The following is a 4,965-nucleotide window of genomic DNA, read 5'->3' as shown; positions in this document are numbered from 1 at the left end:
TTACCTCAAATTCCGGGCATTGCAAGGGAATGAAACACGGCATTTGATAGCCGCACTACCGGTCCTCGCGGACTGGTCGCGGGCTACACTTCCCAAGGCGTTGAACGAAATCCAACTTGCGTGCTTCGTGCAAGCATTCGACTTGAGAAAGCCAATCGGTCAGCGGGATTACGCCATCGCCAGATGTCTGATTGATCTTGGATTGCGGGGTTGCGAAGTCGCCAATCTTGTAATCGAATCGGTGGACTGGCGAAGCGGAATACTGACGGTTGCCAACAACAAAGGTCGGCGTATTCTGCAGTTGCCATTACCTTCGCAAACCGGCGAAGCCATCGCCTGCTACTTGCGCCATGGACGCCCGGCCACCACCAGTCGAGTCTTGTTTGTGCATCACGAAGCGCCCGTTGGTGCTCCGCTGCATGTCGCCGGCATCCGTGCCGCCATGCGATACGCGTTTGAACGCTGCGGTCTGGGTGAGCAATTCTGTAGTACCCATGTATTGCGCCATACCGTCGCTGTGCGGCTCCAGCGCTCCGGCGCATCATTGAAAGACATCGCTGATGTGCTCGGGCACAGAAGCTTGGAATCAACGATGAGCTATGCTCGGGTTGACTTGGAGGAACTGCGCGTAGTTTCATTGCCCTGGCCCGGGAGCAGGCCATGAAAGCGCCCGTATCCTGGAGCAAACGGATAGAAGACTATCTCATCTATCGACACAGCCTTGGCTTTGAACTGAAGAGTGAAGCCGGCACCCTAAAACAGTTTGCCAACTTCTTGGATCAGACGGAAACGCAAGGTTCGCTTACCGTGGCGCTCACCGTCGCATGGGCCAGAACCTCGAAACGTTCCACGCCGATCACCTGGGGACGTCGTCTCGAAATTGCACGTGGATTTGCCCAATACTGGCAGCGCTACGACCCCACATCGGAAATTGCGCCGCTAGACTGGTTTGGGCCTCCTCATCGGCGACTGGTACCGCATATCTATACCGAAGCGGAAATTCTTGTCCTGATGGAGGCTGCCGCCCAGCTTACACCGCCTAATGGCTTGCGACCAGCCACTTGCCGTACGGTCTTCGGATTGCTCGCCTCGACAGGATTGCGCATAGGCGAAGCAACCAAATTGACCCGCAGCGACGTCGATCTCGACAATGCCGTGCTCATCATTCGGGAAGCTAAATTCCATAAAAGCCGACTGGTCCCGTTTGATCCAGGCGTGACTGCGGCGCTACGCTCGTATGCACGGTTGCGCGACCGCATCGTTCTCCGCGCCGAAAGCGATCGTTTCTTCCTGTTCGACACTGGCAGACCAGCTATCCAGAGTGATATCCGCTATGCGTTGCGTACATTGTGTGCACGACTTGGCTGGCAGCCACGCAGCGATTACAAGCATCACCGGCTGCAGGACATGAGGCATACCTTTATCGTGCGCAGCATCTTGCGCTTTTACGAACAGGGAATTGAGATTGATCGCGCCGTTGTTGCTCTCTCGACATATGTCGGACATGCGCATGTGGCCGATACCTACTGGTACGCCACCGGCATCCCTGAGTTGATGAATATCGCCGCAGAGCGTTTCCATCAATATGCGTGGGAGACACAATAATGAACACTTTGCTCAATAATCCCGCTGAATTCGCGGCGCTTATCCAGCGATTCTTCCTCGAACGACTCATTCAGCAGCGGAACGTGAGTCCGCGAACTGTCGAGGCGTACCGGGATACGTTCCGTCTGCTATTCGGTTACGCCGAGCAATGTTTGCACAAGGCACCTGCGCAACTCACACTCAATGATTTCAATGCGGAATTGATCCTTGGATTTCTCGACCACCTGGAATCCGTGCGAGACAATTGCATCCGCAGTCGCAATGCGCGACTTGCCGCTGTACATTCGTTCAGCCGTTACCTTGCATTGCAAAGCCCACCGGCTCTGCACCTGGCACAACGGATTCTCGCCATTCCGTCGAAGCGATTCGAGAAACCGATGCTCGGATTTCTTTCGCGGGAGGAGATCCGCGCCGTGCTGGCAGCACCAGACTCGGACACTTGGTTTGGCCAGCGCGACAGACTCATGCTTCAAGTCCTGTATAACACTGGCGCGCGGGTATCGGAAGTGATCGGCATTCGCATCGAGGATGTGACGATCGACAGCGCCCCCTGTGTTCGATTGCATGGAAAGGGGCGGAAACAACGCACTGTGCCGCTATGGCGTGAGACTGCCATACAGATTCGTAAATGGCTACAACATCAATGCATGCAAACAGATAAGCCATTACTCCCAAACCGGCACGGGAAGCCGATGACCCGTGCCAATGTGGCGGAGCGGATTGCGTTGGCGGTATGCAGGGCGGAAAGTCAATGCCCCCAATTGTGCGGCCGTCATATAACACCGCATTCCTTTCGTCATTCTGTTGCCCTTCATCTTTTACAATCCGGAGTCGACATTACCGTGATCGCTCTATGGTTAGGGCATGAGAGTTCCACCACCACGCATGGCTATATCGAACTTGACATGCAAATGAAGGAACGTGCGCTGAAGGCGCTCAATTCACCAGCCACCAAAAAGGCCAGATATCATCCGTCAGATGCCTTACTGAAATTCCTGGAAGGGCTATGAAATTATGTCAAGCGATGTACACCAATACCTCGGGGACTTCCCATTTCACAGAAACGCCCGAGCGCCACCAGCCTGGGTTTCAGCCTGACCAAATCAATGGCCGTTTCTGTTTAGGGAAACAACCATACATAAATGCGAACCGAGGATAATTTCTGTTAGGTCAAATTTGACCTAATAGGAAAAACTGGCTCTTCAGTGACACCGTGGCCGGTGCGCGTGCCAGCGCGATCGTCTATAGCCTGATGCTCACCTGCCGCGCCTGCAATGTCGAACCGTACAGTTACCTGTGCCACGTTCTGGCCGAACTGCCGCAACGCCGGCCGGATGCCGACGTCACGGACCTGCTGCCGTTTAACTTCCAGCCGAAAAATACTACAGCCGCTGGCTAACTCGGCCAGCGCTATGCCCACGCCAGCAGCCGTGTGCTTAATTCAGCGCTTACGATTGATACGCTGCATTGGTGCGGTTAGTAAGCAAATTAGTCAACAAATCAAACACTTGCCGTTTGCGTGGAATTTCAAATCGCGGTGATCGGTAACACATTGTTTCACAACGATTTTTGATCACGTTACGTATCAATTTGCACCAAAAGTACGATTACCCCTAAACGGGCTGAAACCCGTACAACGGAAATTAAGCAGAAAATTCTTTTTTATTCAGCTGGAGCTGCCGGCTCATTCGGCAACTGGCTTTAGAAATCGTGGATTCGAATTTCCCCACATGGTGTAGGTATCCGCAAGCAGATCCCCTGTAAGCCCCTCAAGCTCACCTTCGGTGACTTCCTGCGCGCCCTGTCTACCAAACAATACAACTTCGTCACCAGGCTTGACACCGTGGATGTCAGTTACATCAATCATTGTGGTATTCATCGAGACCATACCGACGACAGGTGCACGTTGGCCAAGGACCACGACAAACGCCTTGTTATTGAACGATCGTCTATATCCATCCGCATAACCCAATGGCAAATTCGCAAGGATAGAGTTGCGCTGAAGTGTAAACGTCGCCCCGTAGCCTACGGTCTCGCCAGCAGGATATGCCTGGATACTGGCAACGCGAGTCTTGAACGAAAGAACCCGCTGATATCCCGGGAAATATTTCACATAACGATCTGGTATATCGCCATAAATCAGCCAGCCAGGGCGCACCATGTCGAGGTGAGCTTCGGGTATATTGAAGGTCGCAAACGAGGAGGCAGTATGCAAAGTTATCGCGTCTCGATCCAGCCGCCCTTCGTTGATCAGCCACATACTTTGCTTGTTGAATACCATCAACGCTTCACGAATCCAAGATCGATCATATTTTGCAAAATGCGTCATGATCCCAACGAGCTTCAGTCCGGGGAGCTTAATCAATTCCAAGGCATCATTCTTTCCTTGATCCGTGCTCATTTCCAAACCATCCCGGCTCATATGTCCGGCATTGGTCGACAAGTGTATGGACAGCTCTTTTTTATGAAGCTTGGCGATATGCGACACTTGTTTCGCAAATTCCAAATCACCGACCAGTTCTTCGATGGAATACGGCACACCGCTTTCGATCTCGGCGAGTGTTCCAACGCGCACACGTAGGATCTGTCCAGTAAAACCACGCTCGCGCGCCACTTTGGCCTCTGCATTGCTGGCAATGCCAATGCAGGAGATGCCAGACTTAATGATTGATGCCATCAGGAGGTCAACTCCATGCCCATACGCGTTGCCTTTCATGATCGCGCATATTTTGGAGTTGCCATTCAATAGCTTTTTTACAAGCTGAAGATTGTTCTGAAACGCTTTCGCGTCAACCTCCATCCAAGCGTTGCTATTCTGAATATTAAATTGCTCTTTGACTCCGAACGTCGGCAGTTCAGGTGCCGCCAGGACCGAAGCACTTGCAAGGCTGCCCATCCCCAACATAAATGTTCTGCGTGTAAGCTGGGTATGTGAGGTAGGGTCTCTCAAAGCCTCAAGTATCTTCATTCGTAGCGACGTGGTGCTTTTCATAGCTTCTCCTTTGAATTCGTGTGCGTTGCCAGGTTGAGGTCTGTGTGCAAACACAACTATGTCACGCCGTTGATATAAGCGAAAATGAATAATAAATTTTTTGTTATGCCATTAATTTATTGTAAGGATTCAAGAAAACTGCTCACCCTTTAATTTTCCAGGCATTTCTGACGAATAAAATTCGTTGCGCTGTAGGCGAAGTTTCCCCCCGTGCCAGAATAGATGTCGCCTCGATAGGAAACCCCCCGTGCCAGAATAGATGTCGCCTCGATAGGAAATTAATCAACGGGGGCGCAAAGGAAATGAAGTGGCAAGATACAGTGAAGCATTTAAGAACAGAGCAGTAGCCAGATTGTTACCACCTGAGG

The 4,965-nt window shown here is 52.0% G+C and carries 4 protein-coding genes and 1 pseudogene; 4 read left to right on the top strand and 1 reads right to left on the bottom strand.

Features of this window, described 5'->3' with window-relative positions:
* The 4 genes and pseudogenes from KHU29_RS21820 to KHU29_RS21805 form a co-directional block, all read left to right on the top strand.
* Positions 1 to 664: site-specific integrase (locus KHU29_RS21820; protein WP_211455433.1), on the top strand; the 664-nt coding region annotated here is incomplete at its 5' end.
* Positions 661 to 1,605, top strand: a complete 945-nt coding sequence (locus KHU29_RS21815; protein WP_211455432.1) for a tyrosine-type recombinase/integrase — start codon at positions 661 to 663, stop codon at positions 1,603 to 1,605. The genes KHU29_RS21820 and KHU29_RS21815, both read left to right, overlap by 4 nt.
* Positions 1,605 to 2,615, top strand: coding sequence for a tyrosine-type recombinase/integrase (locus tag KHU29_RS21810; protein WP_211455431.1), 1,011 nt, complete (start codon positions 1,605 to 1,607; stop codon positions 2,613 to 2,615). Before KHU29_RS21815 ends, KHU29_RS21810 begins: the two co-directional genes overlap by 1 nt.
* Positions 2,616 to 2,791: 176 nt before the next feature.
* A pseudogene (locus tag KHU29_RS21805) lies at positions 2,792 to 3,004 on the top strand (transposase domain-containing protein); the annotation flags it as partial.
* Between the two features lie 285 nt (positions 3,005 to 3,289).
* On the opposite strand, the gene alr reads toward KHU29_RS21805, so the two are convergent.
* Positions 3,290 to 4,597, bottom strand: a complete 1,308-nt coding sequence (alr, locus tag KHU29_RS21800) for an alanine racemase (protein ID WP_246542427.1) — start codon at positions 4,595 to 4,597, stop codon at positions 3,290 to 3,292.
* Positions 4,598 to 4,965 lie beyond the last annotated feature (368 nt).

The sequence above is a fragment of the Collimonas antrihumi genome, from assembly GCF_018304965.1.
Classification (GTDB): Bacteria; Pseudomonadota; Gammaproteobacteria; order Burkholderiales; family Burkholderiaceae_D; genus Collimonas; species Collimonas antrihumi.
The sequence above is the reverse complement of the archived record's forward strand: the minus strand, read 5'-3'. Positions and strand labels throughout refer to the sequence as shown.